Raw genomic sequence first — 18,940 nt, forward strand, 5'->3', positions numbered from 1 at the left:
GAGACACAAGATGACGGCCACGGAACGAGTGATGGCGATCGTCGGGGCGGGCCATGTTGGCGGGCGCGCCGCCCAGACGTTGCGCGAAGCGGGGTGGCGCGGCCGCATTGCGCTGATCGGTTCGGAGCCGCATTTGCCGTATGAGCGCCCGCCGCTTTCCAAAGCACTCCTGACGGGTGAGCGCAGCCCCTCGCAATGCGGCCTGCGCTCGCCCGAAGCCTGGCGCGAGGATAACGTCGAGCACATCGTGGCGACTGTGCAGGCGATCGATCCGGTGGCGCGCGCGCTGCAACTGGGCGACGGCGCGACGCTCGCCTACGAGGCGCTGCTGCTGGCAACGGGCGGTCACGCGAGGCGGCTCACGATTCCGGGTGCGACGCTCGCGAATGTGCTGACCCTGCGCACGCTGGACGACGCAGCGGCAATCGGGCCGCGGCTTGCCGCGGGGTCGCGCATCGTCGTCGTGGGCGGCGGGTTCATCGGGCTCGAAGTTGCGGCCTCGGCCCGCGCGCGCGGCTGCGGCGTCACGCTTATCGAAGGTGGTGCGCGACTCATGGGCCGCGCCGTGCCCGCTGTGATCGCGGCGCGCGCTCATGCGCTGCATGAGCGCAATGGCGTTCGCGTGCTGCTGAACTGCGCGCCGCAGGCAATCGAGCGGCTGAGCGACGGCACGCTCGACATGCTGCTGGAAAACGGCGATACGCTGCGCGCCGATACGGTGATCGTCGGTATTGGCATCGAGCCTGCCGATGGGCTCGCACGTGCGGCCGGCATCGAAGTCGAGCGCGGCATCGTCGTGGACGAGGAACTCGCGACGTCCGTGCGCGGCATTTATGCCGCCGGTGACGTGGCGCTGTTTCCGAGCCGTTTCGGTTCGCATCGCATTCGCCAGGAAACCTGGCACAACGCGGAAACCCAGGCACGCGTAGCGGCGCACAACATGCTCGGTGCTCACGACGCGTATCGCGAGTTGCCCTGGTTCTGGTCCGATCAGTACGATCACCAATTGCAGGTTGCGGGCGAGCCGGCGCTTGGCGCAAGTTCGGTCGTGCGCCCCCTGGCTGGCGACGCGGAAATCCACTTCGAACTCGCTGGCGACCAACGCCTCGTTGGTGCGAGCGGATTCGGACCGGCCAGTGCGCTTGCCAAAGAAATGAAGCTGGCGCGCATGCTGGTGGAGCGCGGTGTGGCGATTGCGCCGGCGCAGTTGCCCGATGCGTTGGCCAACCCCGAGGTCAAGCTCAAGAGCCTGCTTTGATACAAAAAACGGAGACATGATGGCGCAACGACTGCTGGTGTTCCAGTCGCTCTGGTCGATGGAACGCCGCCACACCGATGGCTACGAGCGCACGCTCGAAGACAATGTGCGGATGATCGCCGAAGCGGGGTTCGACGGCGTGAGCGCGCATTGCACGAATCGCGAGGACGTGAAACGCCTCGCGGAACTACGCAAGACATACGGGCTGGCGGCGGAGGGCCAGTGCTTCCCTGCGACCGTGGACGACCTGCAGCCGGTGCTCGAGCTTGCCACCGAATTCGGTCTGCACCATGTCGACCTTCAACCCGACGTGCGCCCGCGCACGCAGCGCGAGGCGCTCGCGTTGCTGGACGGCTGGCAGCGCCTGGCCGACCAGGTGAACATACCCGTCTACATCGAAACGCATCGCGACCGCATGACGACGGACCTGTATTTCACGCTCGATCTGCTCGACGCGCGCCCCGACCTCAAGCTGCTCGGCGACATATCGCACTACCTCGTGGGGCGCGAGTTCGCATGGCCGGTATCGGAGGAGAATCACGCGCTCATGCATCGCATCCTCGATGCGTCCTGGGCGTTTCATGGTCGCGTGGCGAGCCGCGAACAGGTGCAGATCGAGCTATCGTTCGCGCCGCACCGCAAATGGGTCGATCTCTTTCTCGACTGGTGGCGCTACGGCTTTCACTCGTGGCGCAAGCGTGCGGGCGCGGACGAGACGCTCTCGTTCACCTGCGAGCTGGGGCCGCAGCCTTACGCGATCATCGGTCCGGACGGCAACGACACGACCGACCGCTGGCGCGAATCGCTGCTCATGCGCGACTGGATTCGCGAGCTGTGGCTAGAGGTCGAAAAGGAATCTGCGCGCGAAAGCGCCGCAGCCTGAAACGGGAAAGTCAATTCCCGACACCCAGATACGGATTGCGTCGCACATTCGCCGAGCAGAAAATGCGGAACTCCACCGGCCCCGGAGGCGCGGGCGTTTCGAGCACGCCGCATGCGTTGAGCGCATGCTGCAGCGCCGAGATGACCTGGCCGTCCGGGTCCTGGTCGATGGCGATATCCATCGTCCCCTGCTCGATGTACTGGCGGTGCAGGTCGAGCATTTCGTGGCCTGCCCATACGATTTTTCCCACCGCGCCCACCTTGCGCAACGCGGCCTCGATGCCCGCCGACGCATAGCCGCTGTTGTAGATGCCGACCACGCCGCCGCGTTTGAGCGACTTGAGCACCGCGCGATGGCATTGGTCCACGTCGTCGAGCGTTTCCACCGCTTCCTCGTCGCAAACGAGGTGCGGAAACGATTCGGCCAATTGCTCGCGGCACCCGCTGATCCGCTCGATATGCGCGTGATAGTCCTTGCGCGAGCAGATCAGCAGCACGCGGCCCGGCGCTTTCGCGAGGCGCCCGACGAAATAGCCCGCCGTGCGTCCCGCAAGCCGGTTGTCGATGCCCGCGTAATGCACGCGCTCGACCGCATCGATATCGGTGACCATCGTCACCACGGCCTCGCCCTGGGCGATCACGGTGCGCAGCGCGTCGCGCACTTCCCCCGTATCGTGCGTCGTGACGATCAGGCCCGCGCGTTTGTAATTCGGCTTCAGGATGGCGCGGGTAATCACGGTGTCGTCGGCTTCGGGCAGGAACTGCCGGTGCAGCACGATGCGCCGGTCGAGCATTTGCATGGAGCGTTCAAGGCCCTGCGTCAGCCGCTGGAAAAACGGCGTGTTGTTTTGCGGCAGCAAAACGTCGATATGCACGAGCCCGTGATGCGTTTCGGGTAACACACGCGGCACGCCGAGCTGGCGCGCGGCCGCGACGACGCGCGCGCGCATCGCGGCGGACACGCTGCCGCGCTCGTTGAGCACACGGTCGACCGTGGCGGGGCTCACGCCCGCGGCTTCGGCAATCTCCACGAAACGCGCCGTGCGCTTGCGGCGCGGCGAAGCGGTGTCCGTCATGGGGCGTCTCCATCTGTTTTGTTTTCCTGCCGGCATTTGAAAACTCGCGCGCGGCGTTGTGGCATTGCAGCACGAAGTGCAGTTTTTTGCCGCGCTGCCGCTGACGAAAAATCATCAATCTTTTCGTTGAGGCGCGTCAATGGGTCGCCTACCTTTTCTACATCGCGCAGGCAGATGAAGAAACCAACAGCTTGGCAATCGACAGGAGACAACGATGCGAGACGTGCAGCAGTTTTCCCTCAACCGCATGAGCGCGCCGAAGCTCGGCTTTCCCGAGTATGTGGAGCTGTGCCAGCGACTGGGCATCGATGCGATTGAGATCCGCAACGATCTGCCGGGCATTGAAATGACCGATGGCACGCCCGCCGCGCAAATCAAGGCGGCATGTGAGGCGGGCGGGCTCACCATTCTCTCGATCAACGCGCTGCAGCGCTTCGAGCAATTCGATGCGACGCGCATGAGCGAAGCCGTTGCGCTCGCACGCTATGCCGCCGATTGCGACGCGAAGGCGCTCGTTCTGTGCCCCACCAATTCGCTGCTCGACAAACGCACGCCGGGCGAGCGTCATGCCGATCTCGTGGCCGCGCTCACGCAACTCAAGCCGGTTCTCGAAGACCACGGCCTCCTTGGACTCGTGGAAACGCTCGGCTTCGAAGAGTGCGCGCTGCGCCGCAAGTCCGACGCGGTAAAGGGCATTTATGACGCGGCAGGCGAGCGTCATTTCAAACTCGTGCACGACACCTTTCATCATCACCTTGCTGGCGAAGACATCTTCTATCCCGATCTCACCGGCCTCGTGCACATCTCGGGCGTGGAGATAAGCACGCTGAAAGTCGACGAGATGCGCGACGGCCATCGCGTGCTCGTGGGCCGCGACGACCGTCTCGGCAACGTGCGTCAGCTCGCGGTGCTGCGCGCGCGCGGCTATCGCGGTTACGCCTCGTACGAACCGTTCGCCGATGAAATCGCACAGGCCAGCGATATCGAACAGCGCCTCGCGGCGAGCATGAGCCATATCCGCGAAGCACTCGAAGCCGCGAGCTTGCGCGAGGCCGCTTAAGGCTGATTCGCGGTTTATCTGCACCACCCCGCAGTACCGAAGTCGTCACTGACCGTGCGCAGTTGACCCTGCCTCGCACGGCAGCAGAGGTTTTGCGCGCCGGAAAAAGCGCTCGGCCATTGACCAGCGCGCAAAACCGACAAACATACGGAGACAGCCATGAACATCCTCACCCGCTCGCTGCTCGCGTTCGCGCTGGCAGCCGCCATCCCCCTTTCAGCTTCGGCCAGCTCGACGATAGGCGTGACCATGGCGCACTTCGACGACAACTTCCTTACCACCGTGCGCGAGTCCATGGCCGCGGAAGGAAAGGCGAAGAACGTGACGCTCGACTTCGAAGACGCGCAAGGCGACGTGGGCCGCCAGGTGAGTCAGGTCGAAGCGTTCGTCGCGCAGCATGTGGCGGCCATTATCGTGAACCCGGCCGATGCGTCCGCAACGAAACGCATGACCAACGCCGCGCGCAAGGGTGGCATTCCGATCGTGTACGTCAACCGCAAGCCCGACGAGCCGATGGGCAACGGCGCGTATTTCGTGGGGTCGGACAGTCTCGTAGCGGGTCATCTGCAAATGGAGTACCTCGCGAAAAAACTGGGCGGGCACGGCAATATCGCGGTCATGCTCGGCGAACTCTCGACCGACGCCACGCGCGACCGCACACGCGGCGTGAAGGACATCCTCTCGAAGAATCCGGGCATTCATATCGTCGCGGAGCAGACGGCGAATTTCGACCGCAGCCAGGCGATCAATCTGATGAGCCAGTGGCTCAGCGCGGGCAAGAAGTTCGACGCCATCGCCGCCAACAACGACGAGATGGCGCTCGGTGCGCTGATCGCGATGCGCCAGGCCGGGGTCTCGCCGAAGACGGTGCTGGTGGGCGGCGTCGACGCCACGAAGGACGCCTTGTTTGCGATGTCGAAGGGCGACCTCGCCGTGACCGTGTTTCAGGACGGCAAGGGCCAGGGCAAGGCCGCCGTCGACATGGCAGCGAAGGTCGCCGGCGGCGACAAGAGCGTGCAGAGCGAAGCGTGGATTCCCTATCAGCTTGTGACGCCTGATAACTACAAGGGCTTCGTGAACCGCTAAGCCGCGCTCGCTCCGGGCAGTTTGTCTTCTCAAGCAGTTTTCCAGGCGAGAGCGATCATGCCAGATTCGACTATCGCAGCACCGGCGGCGCACGCAACGCAGGCCGCCTTCTTCGTCCCGCTACTTGCGGCGCAGCACGTCCGCAAGGCATTTCCCGGCGTGATTGCGCTCCATGATGTTTCCATCGACATCCATGCGGGACGCGTTCATGCCTTGATGGGCGAGAACGGCGCGGGCAAGTCCACGATGATGAAGATCATCGCAGGCGTGTATGCGCCCGATGGCGGAACGTTGCGCTTCAAAGGCGAGCCCGTCACACTGAAGTCGCCGCGCGACGCGCTCGACCGCGGCATTGCCATGATTCACCAGGAGCTGAACCTGCTGCCCGACATGACGGTGGCGGAAAACATCTGGATACGGCGCGAGCCGCGCAACCGCATTGGCCTGGTCAACCACGGCGCACTGAACCGGCGCACGCGCGAACTGTTCCAGCAGCTCGGCATCGAGATCGATCCGGAAATACAGTTAGGCAAGCTGAGCATTGCGAACCGGCAGATGGTGGAGATCGCGAAAGCCGTGTCGTTCGACTCCGACCTGCTGATCATGGACGAGCCGACTTCGGCCATCACGGACAAGGAAGTCGAGCACCTCTTTCGCATCATTGCGCAGCTGAAAGCACGCGGCAAGGCGATCATCTACATCACCCACAAGATGGACGAGGTGTTCCAGATCGCGGACGACATTTCGATCTTCCGCGACGGACACCATATCGTCACGCGCGCCGCGTGCGAATTCGACAAGCCGTCGCTGATCGCCGCGATGGTCGGGCGCGAACTGACGCAAGTGTTCCCGAAGGAGACGGTGCCGATTGGCGAAGTGGCGCTTTCGGTGCGCCATCTCGGCCGGCGCGGTGCTTTTGCGAATGTGAGTTTCGACGTGCGCTACGGCGAGATTCTCGGCGTGGCGGGGCTAATGGGCTCGGGCCGCACCGAGGTCATGGAATCGATCTTCGGCATGTACCCCGCAGATGAAGGCGAATTGCTGTTCGACGGTAAGGCAAAAGCAATCCGCTCGCCGGCAGACGCCATTCGCGCCGGCGTGGCGTTCCTGACCGAGGACCGCAAGGGCACGGGACTCTTCATGCAGCTTTCCGTGGGCGAAAACATGCAGATTTCGTCGCTCAAGCGGCATTGCGCGTTTGGCTTCGTACGGCAGCAGCGCATGGACGAAGAGTGCGCGCGGATGTGCCGAAGCCTGAAAGTGAAAACGCCGGGACTCGCGCAGATCATCGAAAACCTGAGTGGCGGCAATCAGCAGAAAGTGCTGCTCGCCAGGTGGCTGCTCAATCAACCCAGGCTGCTGATTCTCGATGAGCCCACGCGCGGCGTGGACGTGGGCGCCAAAGCCGAGATTCACGCGCTCATCACGCAGCTTGCGCGCAGCGGCGCCGCAATCATCATGATTTCGTCGGAGTTGCCTGAGGTGATCGGCATGAGCGACCGCGTGGTGGTCATGCACGAGCGCACGGTGAGCGGCATTCTTCCGCGCGAGCGCGCCACGCAGGAATTCATCATGACGCTCGCATCGGGCGAGCGGATCTGAATCCCACCATTCGACAATTCGAGGCGATAGAAGGAGACGGACATGCGAGTATCAGCGATCAACGGCGCCGCCGACGCAGCGGCCGCAGCGCCCCGCAAGTGGCGCTTCCCCCAGGAAACCAGCATTCTGGTCGTGCTCGTAGCCATTGCGCTCGTGTTCGAGGCGCTGGGCTGGATCGAACGCGGCCAGTCGTTTCTCTACAACCCGCAAGGATTGCTGATCATGGTCCTGCGCGTTTCGGAGATCGGGCTCATCGCGGTGGGCGTCACGATGGTCATCATCGCGGGCGGCATCGACTTGTCGTCGGGTTCGCTCGTCGCGTTGTCGGCCATGGTCGCAGGGAGCTTCGCCCAGGCCGGCGGCTTTGGTGCGACCGTGTTTCCCGGCGTGGCCGATTTGCCGGTGTTCGTTCCCGTGCTGGCAGGCGTGCTCGTGGGCGGCGTGTGCGGACTCCTGAACGGTGCGCTGATCGTGCGCTCGAATGTGCCGCCGTTCATCGTCACGCTGGGCATGATGGTGTCGGCACGCGGCCTGGCGCGCTATTACACGCACGGCCAGCCGATCTCCATGTTCACCGACGCCTATTCGGCCATCGGCTCGGGCGCGCGGCCCGTGGCGATCTTTCTCGTAGCCGCCCTGATCTTTCATGTCGTGCTGCGCTATACGCGCTTTGGCAAATGTCTCTATGCAATCGGGGGCAACGTGCAGGCCGCGCGCGTTTCGGGTATTGGCGTGGGGCGCAACCTGATCGCCGTCTATGCAATCGCGGGGCTGCTGAGTGGGCTGGCGGGCGTGGTGGTGTCGGCGCGCGCACAAACCAGCCAGTCAGGCATGGGCCTTTCGTACGAACTCGACGCGATTGCCGCAGCCGTGATTGGCGGCACGAGTCTCGCGGGCGGAGTGGGGCGCATTACCGGCACCGTGATCGGCGCGTTGATTCTGGGCGTGATTTCGAGCGGCTTCATTTTCCTCGGCATCGACTCCTATATTCAGGAAATTGTGAAAGGCGGAATCATCGTTGCCGCCGTGATCGCCGATCAATATCGCAAGCGCCGCGCGCGTTGAGAGCGTATTCGTAGTTCATCGACATCGTAGTAGAGGCCACGTCTGGAAGAGACATAACGGAGAACGTAATGATTGAGTTTGCTTTGTTCGGTGCGGGTCGAATCGGCAAGATTCACGCTTCAAATCTGGTTCGCCAGCCGGGCGTGCGATTGAAATACGTCGTGGACAGGCATGCGCCTTCCGCGCAGGCGCTCGCGCACGCGCACGGCGCACAGGTAGCCAGCGTGGCGCAGGCGCTCGAAGATCCGGCCATTGGCGCGGTGGTGATCGCTTCGAGCACGAATACGCATGCGGATTTGATCGTCGCCGCCGCGAACGCGGGCAAAGCCGTGTTCTGCGAAAAGCCGGTCGATCTGACGGTCGCTCGCTCGCGAGCAAGCGCCGAGGCGGTGCGGCGCAATGGCGTGGTTTGCATGATCGGGTTTCAGCGGCGTTTCGATCCGACCTTTGCGGCGCTCAAGGCACGCATCGAGCAGGGCGAAATCGGCGAACCGGAAATGCTCATCATCACGAGCCGCGATCCGGGCGCGCCGCCCGTGGACTACATCAAGAGTTCGGGCGGCATTTTCAAGGACATGCTGATTCACGACCTCGACGTGTTCCGCTGGATTCTCGGCGACGAAGCGCTGAGCCTGCACGCCACCGGCAGTTGCCTGACCGACCCGAAAGTGGCGGCGGCGGGCGATATCGATTCGACGGCCGTGACCATTCGCACGCGGCGCGGCCTGCTTTGCCAGATCAACACGTCGCGGCGCGCCGCGTATGGCTATGACCAGCGCTTCGAAGCGCTGGGCAGCATGGGCATGCTCCAGGCGGGCAACGTGCGCCCGACGCAGGTAAGTGCGTGGACGGCGGCAGCGGTCTCGACAGACGTGCCCGAGCCGTTCTTCCTCGAACGGTATCGCGAGGCGTATGCCGCGGAAATGGCGCACTTCGTGCAGGCGCTGACGAAGGGCACGCCGGTTCGCACGACGATCGAGGACGGCGTGAAGGCGCTTGAACTCGCGGAACTGGCGACGTCGTCGTGGAAGACGGGCGCGGCGCTCGATGTCGCAGTGGAAGCGCAGCGCCAGTTGGCCACGGCGGCGTAGGGTGTTCCCAATCGGTTCGCCGGTTTCACCTCTGCTCCCGGCGGGGGCAGAGGTAAAGCAGTGCCTACGTGCTCCTGCGCGACGAACCATAAAAAAAGCCCACATGAAGTGGGCTTTTTGCGCTCAACAACAATCTTTACTTCGCCACCGGCATCGAAAACTCCGCACCCTTTTCGGTGCTTTCCGGCCAGCGCTGCATGATCGACTTCTGCTTCGTATAGAAGCGCACGCCTTCTTCGCCATACGCGTGCATGTCGCCAAAGAGGCTGCGTTTCCAGCCGCCAAAGCCGTGCCATGCCATCGGCACCGGAATCGGCACGTTGATGCCCACCATGCCCACTTCGATCTGGCGGCCGAACTCGCGCGCCACGTTGCCGTCGCGCGTGAAGCAGGCCACGCCGTTGCCGAACTCGTGGTCGTTGATCAGTTGCACCGCTTCGGCAAAGTCCTTGGCGCGCACGCAGGCGAGCACCGGCCCGAAGATCTCTTCCTTGTAGATGCGCATTTCCGGCGTGACGTTGTCGAACAGCGTGCCGCCGGTGAAGAAGCCATTCTCATGGCCGGGGACCTTCAGGCCGCGCCCGTCGACCACGAGCGTCGCGCCTTCTTCCACGCCGGTCGCGATATAGCCTTCGATGCGCTCGAGTGCCTGCTTCGTGACGATCGGGCCCATTTCCGCGTCGGCTTCCATGCCGTTCCTGATCTTCAGCGTGCGGGCGCGCTCGGCAAGGCGCGGCACGATCTTGTCGGCCACGTCGCCCACCAGCACGGCCACCGAAATCGCCATGCAGCGCTCGCCGGCCGACCCGTAGCCAGCGCCGATCAGCGCATCCACGGTTTGTTCGATATCGGCGTCGGGCATCACGACCATGTGGTTCTTCGCGCCGCCCAGCGCCTGCACGCGCTTGCCGTGCTTCGCCCCGGTCTCGTAGATATAGTTCGCGATCGGCGTGGAGCCCACGAAGCTCACGGCCTTCACGTCGCGGTGCGCGAGGAGGGCGTCGACCACGACCTTGTCGCCCTGCACGACGTTGAATACGCCGTCGGGCAGGCCGGCTTCCTTGAGCAGGCGTGCCATGAAGAGCGAAGGGGAAGGATCGCGCTCGCTAGGCTTGAGGATGAACGTGCAGCCCGCTGCGAGCGCCACCGGGAACATCCAGCACGGCACCATGCAAGGGAAGTTGAACGGCGTGATGCCGGCCACGACACCCAGCGGCTGGCGCACGGTCCAGTTGTCCATGCCCGTGGAAACCTGTTCGGTGTAGTCGCCCTTGAGCAGTTGCGGAATGCCGCAGGCAAATTCGATCACGTCGATGCCGCGCGCGACTTCGCCCTGCGCGTCGGAGAACACCTTGCCGTGCTCGGCCGTGATGATGGCCGCGAGTTCGTCCTTGTGGCGGTTCATCAGCTCGAGAAAACGCAGCATGACGCGCGCGCGGCGAATCGGCGGCGTGTCGCGCCAGGCCGGGAACGCGGCTTTCGCGCTCGCCACGGCGGCGTCCACATCGGCCACTTCGCCCAGCACGAGGCGGCGCGCGGCGGCGCCGGTCGCGGGGTTGAAGACCGCTTGCGTACGGTCGCCCGTGCCGCGTTCGGTCTTGCCGCCGATGAAGTGGATCACGTCTGCGGAATCGGTGTAGGCCTGCATGTCATCTCCTCGTCTGGTGAGTACGTGCCGTCAGTCTACGGAGACCGCAGGGCCCGGGAAAGGCTCTGTCGCTGAATTGATTGTTTTCAGTGGTGAACAATCGCTTGCGAAGTCTGTGAAAGATTGCCGGGCGGCATGCTAGTATCGGCGCAGGAATTACGAGCTTTTGGGGCGGACTTTCATTCATGGATACGCAGCGAGTCGAGGCACTCTGGACGCATCTGCACTGGCTCAATGTGCTCGCCACCCAGGGCAGCTACACCGCGGCGGCGGCGCGCCTCGGCGTGAGCAAGGCGGCCGTGAGCCAGCGCATTGCCGAACTGGAGCGCGTAGCGGGGGTGCCGCTTGTGCAGCGCACCACGCGCAGCGTGCGCTTCACGGAAGCGGGGCTGCGGCTCGTGGAAGACACGCGCGCGCAATTCGACAGTATCGCCGCGAGTTTTGCGAGCGTGCGCGAGATGGCCGATGTTGCGCGCGGCACCGTGCGCGTTACCGCGCCCGTGGCCTTCGCGCGCCAGCAACTGGTGCCGCGGCTTGCGCAGTTTTCTCGCGCGCATCCTGAAGTGCGCGTGCAACTGGAACTCTCCGACCGGCTCACCTCGATTGCGAGCGAAGGGTTCGATCTCGCGATCCGCCATAGCGCGCAGGTGCCCGAAACGCACGTGGCGTGGAAACTGTGCGACACGCGCTCGGCCATCGTCGCCACGCGCGCTTACCTCAAGCAGCGCGGCACGCCGCAAACGCCCGCCGATCTCGCGCAACACGACTGTCTGTTCTATCCGCGCGCGTTGGGTGCGGGGGTGTGGTCGTTCGAAAGAGCCGGCCGCCGCGCTGAAGGCGCGCGCGAGACGGTGACGGTGAACGGCCCATTCTCGGCGAACAACAGCGAAGCGCTGCGCGATGCGGCGCTCGAACATCTCGGCATCGCGCTGCTGCCCGACTTCAGCGCGCAGGCCGCGTTGCAGGCGGGCAAGCTCGTAGTGCTGTTGCCCAGCTGGCGTCCGGTGGGCGCGTTTGCTTCGCAATTGCACGTCGTGCGGCCGTATGGGGCGCAGGTGCCGCGTGCGGTCAAGCACTTCACGGAGTTTCTGCGGCAGACGTTCAAGGATGGCTTTCCATTGGCGTGACAGAGGTGTGCGACGCCGTGCCTGCGCCTTGCTGATGTGTTTTCGATAGATTTTTGGTATCCACGGCGCCCGGTGCCAACGTTATGCTTGAGTCAAACTGGAGGCAGACGCATGAATCAGCACGAGACATCTTCGGCGGATTTGGGGCAGCAATGGTACGCCGAACGCGAATGCTCGCTCGATGCATTTGTGAACCGGCTGCGAGACGACGACAGCCCGTTGCGTTTTGCCAGCGATGTGCGGCAGCGCATTCCCGTGTACGACTGCCAGGCACTCCAGACCGTGCTCGACGACGCGGCGCTGCGCGCGCAGTTGCAGGCCGAGTGGGCGTACGTGCTGTGCGACGGCGCTGGCGTGCTCGTGCTTGAACGCGCTTACGCAAACACGCGGCCCGTGGACGAAGCGACCGCCGTGTTCGAATCGATCATTCGCGACGAGCGGGAGCAGGGCGCAAGCGGTGCAGACCATTTTGCCAAGGCAGGCGCGAACGACCGCATCTGGAATGCGCAACAGAAGCTCTGCCTGAAAGCGCCCGGCGTATTCGTCGATTACTTCGCAAACCTGCCGCTCATGGCCATTTGCGAGGCGTGGCTGGGACCGTGCTATCAGACGACCTCGCAGGTCAACGTCGTGCGTCCTGGCGGCGCGGCGCAGGAGGCGCACCGCGATTATCACCTGGGATTCCAGACGATCGAAGAGGCGCAACGCTATCCGGCGCACGTGCATCGCGTGTCGCCTTTCCTCACGCTCCAGGGGGCGGTGGCGCACAGCGATATGCCGGTCGAGAGCGGGCCGACGAAACTCCTGCCGTACTCACAACGCTATGCAGAGGGCTATCTTGCATGGCGGCGCGCCGATTTCCGTGAGTATTTCGAAGCGCATTGCGTACAGCTGCCGCTCGCAAAGGGCGACGCGCTGTTCTTCAATCCCGCGTTATTTCATGCGGCGGGCGCGAACCGCACGGCCGACGTGCAGCGCATGGCGAACCTGCTGCAGGTTTCGTCGGCTATGGGGCGCGCCATGGAGGCGCTCGACCGCACCAGCATGTGCGAAGCGGTTTATCCCGTGCTGCGCGAGCGCCGCCAGGGCGTTGCAGTCGATCTCGCGACCGTTGCGGCGATCGCGTCCTGCGCGGAGGGCTACCCGTTTCCCACGAATCTCGACCGCGACCCGCCCGTGGGCGGCCTCGCGCCAGAAAGCCAGCAGGCGCTCATGCTGCGCGCGCTGCGCGAGGACTGGGATCCGGGCAGATTCGCGCAGGCGTTGCGCGCGCAGGACGCGCGACGCGACCCGGCATAAGCACTGCGACGGTCTTATCGTGCACGGGTGTGTCTCGTGGCCGCTATCGACCACGAGTCGGCAAGTCTACGAAACTTGAATGGTGAGGATATTCAGGATTGCATAGGAGGCATCCGGCTCGACCTGAAGCTCACACCTCAGCAAAGCGCGCTTCGTTCAGATCGGCAATGAGCGTCGGACCGGTCGGGCGCCAGCCGAGCCGCGCCTGGGTGAGCGCGCTCGAAGCAGGCATGTCCATGCCGACGAACATACCCATCCACCCGAAATGCGCGGCCGCGTCCTCCGGCGCGATCGAAACGGCCGGCAGGCCGAGCCCGCGGCCCAGCGACTCGGCTATTGCGCGGCTGCTCACGCCTTCTTCGCCGACCGCGTGGTAACGCGCGCCGGGCTGTCCTTTTTCCACGGCGAGCCGGTACAGGCGCACGACGTCGGACAGATGGCCAGCCGGCCAGCGGTTCAGGCCGTCGCCCACGTAGGCGCAAACGCCTTTTTCGCGCGCGATCGCGACGAGCGGCGTAATGAGCCCCTGCCGAAACGGATTGTGGACCTGCGGCAGCCGCACCGCGCCCACATTGAGCCCTTGTTCCAGCAGCACGTGCGCGGCCAGTTCGGACGCAATGCGCGGGTTGGGATGGCTCGCATTGAAGACATCTTCGCTCGCTAGTTCGCCGTGCGCGCCGCTGCCGACGCCGGTGCCGGACGTGATGAGCAACGGTCGATCGGAGCCGGCGAGCGCGGCGCCGAGCGCCGCGATGGCGCGCTGGTCCTTTTCGCAGTTCTCGACGAAGCGCGAGAAGTCGTGATCGAAGGCGGTATGGATCACGGCGTCTGCCTGCTCCGCGCCACGGCGCAATGTCTGCGGCTCCTCCAGCGTGCCGCGATGCACGCGCGCGCCCGCCTTGGCGAGCGCCTGCGCGCCGGCTTCCGAGCGGGTCATGCCGATCACCTCGTGGCCGGCTTCGATGAGTTCCGGCACGAGCGCCGAGCCGATGAAGCCGGTCGCACCGGTCAGAAAAATACGCATGGTCATCTCTCCAGGGTCATGACTGGCGTACTATCTCCAAATTTTCTATACCGTTAAAGTAGTGAGCTCATCATATTAAGATGACTAACAGGCTCTCCATTCCGATTCATTCGGCGGGCTCGCTCGGCGACTTCCTGAGGCGTTGCCGCACGCGGCTCGACCCGGCGAGTTTTGGCTTCAGCGGCCGCCGGCGCACGCCGGGGCTGCGCCGCGAAGAAGTGGCGCAGCGCGCCAACATCAGTCCGACCTGGTACACGTGGCTCGAACAGGGGCGCGGCGGCGCGCCTTCGCCGGAGGTGCTCGAGCGCCTATGCGGCGCGCTGATGCTCACCGATCCGGAGCGCGAGCACCTCTTCATGGTGGGGCTCGGGCGCCCGCCCGAAGTCCGCTACAAGGCCGTGGACGGCGTCAATCCTCGGCTGCAACGCCTGCTCGACTCGCTGCGCTTCAGCCCGGCCATCGTCAAGACGGCCACCTGGGAGGTCGTGGCGTGGAATCGCGCCGCCGCCATCGTGCTGACCGACTACGGCAAGCTGCCGCCCGGGCAGCGCAATATTCTGCGCTTTCTGTTCTGCAATCCGGACGTGCGCGCCAAGCAGCACGACTGGGACAGCGTGGCCCGTTTCGTGGTGGGCGCGTTCCGGGCCGACGTGGCGCGCGCGGGCCTCGTTTCGGCGGTAGGTGAACTCGTCGAGGAACTGTGCAGCGTCAGCCCCGAGTTCGACGCCCTATGGCGCGACAACGAAGTGCCTACGCACGCAGAAGCCGACAACGTCAAACGCCTGCACCATCCCACGCTCGGGCTGATCGCGCTGGAGCAGTCGGCGTTTTCCGTCGATGGGCGGCCGGACCTCCACATGATCGTGTACAACCCGGTCGATGCGGAGCAGGCCGAGCGCATCAAGGCGCTAATCGAGCAGTCGTAACGCCGCCGCTTCAATGCCATAAGAGCGCGATGAGAATGATGATCGGGATCGGAACGCCTAGCAGATAAAGAAGAATCGAGCGCATGTCAGCCTCCTCGCGGTTCGGATATTGGCGTCATTGCCATGTCGATAAAGGTCGCTTCAAAACTCGCGCATCCGGCCGCCGATCGTCGCCATCAGGCTCGCGGCAAATGCCCCGATCAGCAGGGAGATGAAGAGCCACAACGTCACGCGGACGCTCGCCTTGCGGGCCGTTTCCACCGCGGCGCGCGCGGCGCTTTCCTCGGCTTGCGCCTTTTCCTGCAAGCGCGACCAGGTGGTCGTGACGCGGGCGCGGGCATCGGCCGGCGAGAGCCCGGTTTTTTGCGCCACGATGCGCGCCACGTAGTCGCTGTCCTCGGGCGAAAGCGTGCCGCTGGCAGGCTGGCTGTTGAGAAAGATGCGCGCAATCTCCTGTTTCTGTTGCGCGGTCGCGAAGACCTGGTCGGCACCCGAGGTGTCCGAAGCGCCTGAAGCGCCCGCCGTTGCGGCGGGTGCCGCAGCGCCTGCGGCCGGGCGCAGCATGGCATCGATCAGATAGCCCATGGGCCAGGTGCTGTAGGCGGCGAGGGCATTGCCGCGGTTGAGCGCGCCAGTGCCGCTCGCCATGCGTTCGGCGCTTTGCGCGCCTACGTTCACGCCCTCGCGCGCGAGCCCTGAAATGGCCGACGTGAGGATAGCGGCGGAGAAGAGTGTGGCGAGCGCCCAGGCAAGAAAGCCGTGCGCGGTGTCGCGAAAGTGGGTCTCGTCGGTGCCGATGCCGGGCCAGTGCCGGCGCAGCCGCCCCGCAAGATAACCGCCGAGGCCGGCGGACATCACTTGCGTGACGCAGATCCAGATAATGGCCGCCACACCGAAGGTTTTCGCGTGCGCGCCGCTCCCGGGCCATGGCGAGAGGGACGAAAGGCCGAGGCCGGTGCCGAGCGTGAGCAGAATGAGGGAAAAGGCGGCCATGCCCACCGCGCCGGCCAGGATCGCGCTCCAGGAAACGGCGGCGCGTACGCGTCCAATTGGCTGCTCCGCGGCGCGTGCCGTGGCGTATTCAGCCGCAAGTCGATCGATGTCTTCCATGGCGCCCCCCTTTTCGGTCGTGAGCCTGCGCAGCGCAGTGAGGCGGTGGCAGGCGGGTCGAGAGTCGCAGCGCAGGAAGCGTGCCGCGCGTCGGGGGCTGGGTGTCGGTGTGCTTGTCAGCAGCTTTTGGGCCGGGCGTGCAGATGCCAGTACGGCCGTGAACCGGTCAAGGCCGATGGGTTTCACGAGGTGCCGATAGAAGCCGCTCCGCGCCCGGCTGTGCGGGCGGCTGCGCTTGAGCGGGGCGGCTAGCCGCGGCGGCATATCGCGCCGCCGGCCGCTGCGTCACGGGCCGAGCAGGCCCCCGGTCGGCAGCGAAAGCTTGCCGTGGTCGACGAAGCGCGTGCCGCCGCCTATGCCGCCTGCCAGGCGCCCGCGTATTTCGTAGGGAATGCTGCCCGCCTGCGCCCCGCCCGCAAGAGCGAAAGCCTGGCGCACGGCGGAGAATGCCGGCACGGTCAACGGCACGACGAGCACCGTTTCTCCGAAGCGCGGCACGACGCCGCTTTGATCGCTTACGCCGCTGGCGAACGACTGACCGTTAAGATCGAGTTGCAGCGACACGCCGCTAAATTCGACCGGCGCGTCGTTGGGGTTCTGGATGCGCAGCTTCACGTTGAAGCGCATCTCCATGCCTTCGCCCTGTAGCGGCTCGAGCCCCGCCACGCTGACTTGCAGCGCGTCCTTGCCCAACCCCGCGCATGCGCCGAGCCAGAAGACCACGCAAAGCAGGGCGCAGATAAGTCGAACTGCGCGGCCGGTGTCATGTGCTGGCATGGGAAGTCCCTCGTTCGTAGCGTTCTCAGGAGCCATTTAGTGTAGCGTCGATCCGTCACGGGTTTCACGTAGCTGCATTGATCCAGGCGAAACCTGCGATACGATATGTCCCCGGCGCTTCTGTGTCATGCGTGACTCGCAGCTTAAATTATTTTCAATTAGCTTTCGTCGATCGCGCGCGCGTCCCGATTCTCTCCTTTCGTTGCCCGGCCCGTTCTCATGCTCAGCGCCTTCGCTCTATTCGGGATCTTGATCGTATCTTGCCTGATGAGCGTCGCCATCCTGGGCTCGTTGATTCGAACCGCCGTGCCGGGCGTGGTCCGCTGGTGTCTGGGCTATGCGCTGCTCGCCGCCGCCTCCACGTGGATTGTGACCTCCGCGCCGCACGCCGGCGGGATCACGATTGCCGGCGCTTCGATCGCGACCTTGGGCGCCGCGGTGCTGCTCGTGCAGGGCACGCGCCAGTTCTTCGGCCAGCGTGCGGTGTGGGGCGCGGAATCCGTGGCGCTTGTCGTCATTTGTGCGGCGCTCGTGTATTTCACGTGGGTGTCGCCCAACGTCGACGCGAGGGGCGTGCTCGTTTCGCTGGGCCTGATCTACGGGCGGCTCGCGGTGGCCACGCTGGCGCTTCGGCACGCCTCGCGCGAGGGCACGCGCTACGCATGCCGGTTCATCGCCGTGGCCGCCGGGCTCGGCGCGCTCGTTTATGTCGCGCGAATCGGTGCGATTGTCTTCGGCGCCGCGCCGTCACTTTCGTTTGTGCAGCCCTCGCCGTGGAACGTGGCGCTGCTCGGGCTCGCCATCCTCACGTTGCCCTGCATGTCGATCGGCATGGTGATGCTCGCTCACGACCGGATCCTCGGGAGAATGGAAAAGCTCGCGACGATCGACGAACTGACGGGCGCACTCACGCGCCGTGAGTTCATCGCCCGCGCGCAAGTCCTGCTTTCGCAAGCGCGGGAGAAGGGCGATCCCTTGTCGATCGCGATTCTCGACATCGACAATTTCAAGGCCGTGAACGACGGCTTCGGCCACGCGGTGGGCGATCGTATTCTTTCGCACGTTGCCTCGGTCGTCACTGGCCAGTTGAGATCGTGCGATCTGTTCGGCCGGCTGGGTGGCGAAGAGTTCGCGATCCTGTTCGCCTACGCGCAAAAGCACGACGCAGCGACGTTGACGAATGCGCTGAGGCTCGCTGTCGAACGGTCGTCCGCCGAAGGCGTGCACTGCACGCTTAGCGCAGGCGTTGGCCGGTTCGTGCCGGCCGATACACTGGGGAGCGCGATGGTGCGGGCCGACGCTGCGCTTTATGTCGCGAAGGCCGCGGGGCGCAATCGCGTCATCATGACATCGGATGCCGAAGAAGGCGAAGCGCGCTACCTGGCCGAATCCCGTTGAATCGCGCTGCATAAATGCTTGCCTGGTAAATTTATTCCACGGAGAATTCTCGCTGACGAAACCGGCATCGACGCCGGCTTCGTGCGGCCCGGCGCGTCGTACCGGGCAAGTCAATCACTTCTCGGGCAATGGCGTCCGCAACGGTGGTCATGCCGGATATCCGCCCATGTTCAAGCGCATTCTTTTCGAACTCGCCCGTGTGTTCGTTCCCGATGAGCGAAACCCCGACTCGCCCGCTTTGATCGATCTTTCGCGCAGCGCTTTCGATACAGCGGCCATCGAGGCGGAAAGCACGCTGTCCCGATTGCGCGACAGTGCGGGCACGCGTGCGGCCCGCTCGCGCCGCCGCGTCTGGAGGCTTCGCGAAGTCCGCCGCAAGTTTCGCCGCGAAGTCCGTCGCGAATTCCGTCACATCGTTCAGCCGGTGCCGCGCTTCTAATGCGCTAATAGGCTCGCCCGCAATCAGGGAAAAAGCGAGGGAAAAAGCGAGGGATAAAGCGGCGTGGATTCG

General features: G+C 64.7%; 17 protein-coding genes. 12 read left to right on the plus strand and 5 right to left on the minus strand.

The annotated features are described in order from the left end of the window. The first annotated feature begins 10 nt into the window (after nt 1–10). Nucleotides 11–1,258 carry an NAD(P)/FAD-dependent oxidoreductase gene (locus U5A52_RS28065; protein WP_321936990.1) on the plus strand — a complete coding sequence of 416 codons (1,248 nt, stop codon included), beginning with the start codon at nt 11–13 and terminating at the stop codon, nt 1,256–1,258. A 16-nt stretch (nt 1,259–1,274) separates the two neighbouring features. Beyond that, the gene (locus U5A52_RS28070; protein WP_321936992.1) at nt 1,275–2,141 is read left to right on the plus strand and encodes a sugar phosphate isomerase/epimerase; all 867 of its coding nucleotides are present in this window, start codon (nt 1,275–1,277) and stop codon (nt 2,139–2,141) included. Nucleotides 2,142–2,151: 10 nt separating this feature from the next. On the opposite strand, the gene U5A52_RS28075 is transcribed toward U5A52_RS28070, so the two are convergent. Next, the gene (locus U5A52_RS28075; protein ID WP_321936994.1) at nt 2,152–3,216 is read right to left on the minus strand and encodes a LacI family DNA-binding transcriptional regulator; all 1,065 of its coding nucleotides are present in this window, start codon (nt 3,214–3,216) and stop codon (nt 2,152–2,154) included. A gap of 214 nt (nt 3,217–3,430) precedes the next feature. Here U5A52_RS28075 and U5A52_RS28080 point away from each other — a divergent pair, with 214 nt between their 5' ends. The 5 genes from U5A52_RS28080 (at nt 3,431) to iolG (ending at nt 9,120) form a co-directional block, all read left to right on the plus strand. Next, nucleotides 3,431–4,276 carry a TIM barrel protein gene (locus U5A52_RS28080; protein WP_321936996.1) on the plus strand — a complete coding sequence of 282 codons (846 nt, stop codon included), beginning with the start codon at nt 3,431–3,433 and terminating at the stop codon, nt 4,274–4,276. 159 nt (nt 4,277–4,435) lie between these two features. Continuing rightward, the gene (locus U5A52_RS28085) at nt 4,436–5,362 is read left to right on the plus strand and encodes a sugar ABC transporter substrate-binding protein (RefSeq protein WP_321913307.1); all 927 of its coding nucleotides are present in this window, start codon (nt 4,436–4,438) and stop codon (nt 5,360–5,362) included. Nucleotides 5,363–5,419: 57 nt separating this feature from the next. After that, nucleotides 5,420–6,964, plus strand: a complete 1,545-nt coding sequence (locus U5A52_RS28090; RefSeq protein WP_321936997.1) for a sugar ABC transporter ATP-binding protein — start codon at nt 5,420–5,422, stop codon at nt 6,962–6,964. Between the two features lie 42 nt (nt 6,965–7,006). Continuing rightward, nucleotides 7,007–8,029, plus strand: a complete 1,023-nt coding sequence (locus U5A52_RS28095) for an ABC transporter permease (protein ID WP_321913308.1) — start codon at nt 7,007–7,009, stop codon at nt 8,027–8,029. 68 nt (nt 8,030–8,097) lie between these two features. Next, complete coding sequence (gene iolG, locus U5A52_RS28100) at nt 8,098–9,120, plus strand: inositol 2-dehydrogenase (RefSeq protein ID WP_321936998.1); 1,023 nt, start codon at nt 8,098–8,100, stop codon at nt 9,118–9,120. Nucleotides 9,121–9,256: 136 nt separating this feature from the next. Here iolG and U5A52_RS28105 read toward each other — a convergent pair whose 3' ends face one another. Beyond that, nucleotides 9,257–10,768, minus strand: a complete 1,512-nt coding sequence (locus tag U5A52_RS28105) for a CoA-acylating methylmalonate-semialdehyde dehydrogenase (protein WP_321913310.1) — start codon at nt 10,766–10,768, stop codon at nt 9,257–9,259. Nucleotides 10,769–10,953: 185 nt separating this feature from the next. Between U5A52_RS28105 and U5A52_RS28110 the strand changes: the two genes are divergently transcribed. Both U5A52_RS28110 and U5A52_RS28115 read left to right on the plus strand, forming a co-directional pair. Beyond that, nucleotides 10,954–11,895 (plus strand): LysR family transcriptional regulator, encoded by a 942-nt coding sequence (locus U5A52_RS28110; protein WP_321937000.1) that lies wholly within the window; start codon nt 10,954–10,956, stop codon nt 11,893–11,895. A gap of 111 nt (nt 11,896–12,006) precedes the next feature. Continuing rightward, complete coding sequence (locus U5A52_RS28115; RefSeq protein WP_321937002.1) at nt 12,007–13,194, plus strand: phytanoyl-CoA dioxygenase family protein; 1,188 nt, start codon at nt 12,007–12,009, stop codon at nt 13,192–13,194. Between the two features lie 130 nt (nt 13,195–13,324). Here U5A52_RS28115 and U5A52_RS28120 read toward each other — a convergent pair whose 3' ends face one another. After that, nucleotides 13,325–14,218, minus strand: a complete 894-nt coding sequence (locus U5A52_RS28120; protein WP_321913313.1) for an SDR family oxidoreductase — start codon at nt 14,216–14,218, stop codon at nt 13,325–13,327. Nucleotides 14,219–14,298: 80 nt separating this feature from the next. Between U5A52_RS28120 and U5A52_RS28125 the strand changes: the two genes are divergently transcribed. Continuing rightward, on the plus strand, nt 14,299–15,144 hold the full coding sequence (locus U5A52_RS28125; protein ID WP_321913314.1) for a helix-turn-helix transcriptional regulator: 846 nt from the start codon (nt 14,299–14,301) through the stop codon (nt 15,142–15,144). A gap of 141 nt (nt 15,145–15,285) precedes the next feature. On the opposite strand, the gene U5A52_RS28130 is transcribed toward U5A52_RS28125, so the two are convergent. Beyond that, entirely contained in the window at nt 15,286–16,254 is a 969-nt protein-coding gene (locus U5A52_RS28130; RefSeq protein WP_321937004.1) for a hypothetical protein, read from the minus strand. A 285-nt stretch (nt 16,255–16,539) separates the two neighbouring features. Beyond that, nucleotides 16,540–17,031: an LEA type 2 family protein gene (locus tag U5A52_RS28135; RefSeq protein WP_321913316.1), complete on the minus strand. Its 492-nt coding sequence runs from the start codon at nt 17,029–17,031 to the stop codon at nt 16,540–16,542. A 267-nt stretch (nt 17,032–17,298) separates the two neighbouring features. On the opposite strand from U5A52_RS28135, the gene U5A52_RS28140 reads away from it, so the two are divergent. After that, nucleotides 17,299–18,429, plus strand: a complete 1,131-nt coding sequence (locus U5A52_RS28140; protein WP_321937006.1) for a GGDEF domain-containing protein — start codon at nt 17,299–17,301, stop codon at nt 18,427–18,429. Nucleotides 18,430–18,595: 166 nt separating this feature from the next. Next, nucleotides 18,596–18,868, plus strand: coding sequence for a hypothetical protein (locus tag U5A52_RS28145; protein ID WP_321937007.1), 273 nt, complete (start codon nt 18,596–18,598; stop codon nt 18,866–18,868). Nucleotides 18,869–18,940: the final 72 nt, after the last annotated feature.

The sequence above is a fragment of the Paraburkholderia sp. J8-2 genome, from assembly GCF_905220195.1.
In the GTDB taxonomy this organism is placed as follows: Bacteria; Pseudomonadota; Gammaproteobacteria; order Burkholderiales; family Burkholderiaceae; genus Paraburkholderia.